At 43.5% G+C, this 1,533-nt stretch carries 1 protein-coding gene; it reads left to right on the top strand.

Features of this window, described 5'->3' with window-relative positions:
- Positions 1-1,149 (top strand): elongation factor Tu (gene tuf, locus H5182_RS21920; RefSeq protein WP_182735892.1); only part of this gene is annotated, 1,149 nt, incomplete at its 5' end.
- Positions 1,150-1,533: the final 384 nt, after the last annotated feature.

Genomic DNA, 1,533 nt, shown 5'->3' with positions numbered 1-1,533 from the left:
GTAAACGTAGGTACAATCGGCCACGTTGACCACGGTAAAACTACCCTAACTGCAGCAATCACTAACGTACTTGCAAAAGTATACGGCGGTGTTGCTAAAGATTTCGCATCAATCGATAACGCTCCAGAAGAGCGCGAGCGCGGTATCACAATCTCAACTTCACACGTTGAGTACGATACTCCTACTCGTCACTACGCACACGTAGATTGTCCTGGACACGCCGATTATGTTAAAAACATGATCACTGGTGCTGCTCAAATGGATGGCGCTATCCTTGTTGTTGCTGCGACTGATGGCCCTATGCCACAAACGCGTGAGCACATCCTTCTTTCTCGTCAAGTTGGCGTTCCTTACATCATCGTATTCATGAACAAATGTGACATGGTTGATGACGAAGAGCTACTTGAACTAGTAGAAATGGAAGTTCGTGAACTTCTTTCTGAGTACGATTTCCCAGGTGATGACTTACCACTAATCGCTGGTTCTGCGCTTAAAGCGTTAGAAGGCGAGAAAGAGTGGGAAGACAAGATCATTGAGCTTGCAAACGCACTTGATTCTTACATCCCAGAGCCAGAGCGTGACATCGATAAGCCATTCATCATGCCTATCGAAGACGTTTTCTCAATCCAAGGTCGTGGTACTGTTGTAACTGGTCGTGTTGAAGCTGGTATCATCCGCATCAATGACGAAGTAGAAATTGTTGGTATCCATGATACAACTAAATCTACTTGTACTGGTGTTGAAATGTTCCGTAAACTACTTGACGAAGGTCGTGCTGGTGAGAACATTGGTGCACTTCTACGTGGTACTAAACGTGAAGACGTTGAACGTGGTCAAGTACTAGCTAAGCCTGGTTCAATCAACCCACATACAACATTCACTTCAGAAGTATACGTACTTTCTAAAGATGAAGGTGGTCGTCATACTCCATTCTTCAAAGGTTACCGTCCACAGTTCTACTTCCGTACAACTGACGTAACTGGTGACGTACAGTTACCAGATGGCGTAGAAATGGTAATGCCTGGCGATAACGTTAAGATGACTGTAAAGTTAATCTCTCCAATCGCAATGGATGAAGGTCTACGTTTCGCAATCCGCGAAGGTGGCCGTACTGTAGGTGCTGGTGTAGTAGCAACTATCGTAGAGTAATAATTAACTTTTAAGTTAATTGTTAGAAAAAGGTCACTTCGGTGGCCTTTTTTAATGCCTACGATTTACGTCATGTGAAGGTGGCGCTGTTACCCATAGGCGTAGGTGCTTTGTAGCAACGTTCAATGAGTAATAATTAACTTTTAAGTTAATTGTTAGAAAAAGGTCACTTCGGTGGCCTTTTTTAATGTCTGCGATTTACGTCATGTGAAGGTGGCGCTATTACCTTAGGCGTAGGTGCTTTGTAGCAACGTTCAATGAGTAATAATTAACTTTTAAGTTAATTGTTAGAAAAAGGTCACTTCGGTGGCCTTTTTTAATGCCTACGATTTACGTCATGTGAAGGTGGCGCTGTTACCCATAGGCGTAGGTGCTTTGTAGCAA

It is taken from the genome of Pseudoalteromonas sp. SG44-17, assembly GCF_014164235.1.
Lineage (GTDB): Bacteria > Pseudomonadota > Gammaproteobacteria > Enterobacterales > Alteromonadaceae > Pseudoalteromonas > Pseudoalteromonas rhizosphaerae.
This window is presented reverse-complemented; position numbering and strand designations above follow the sequence as displayed.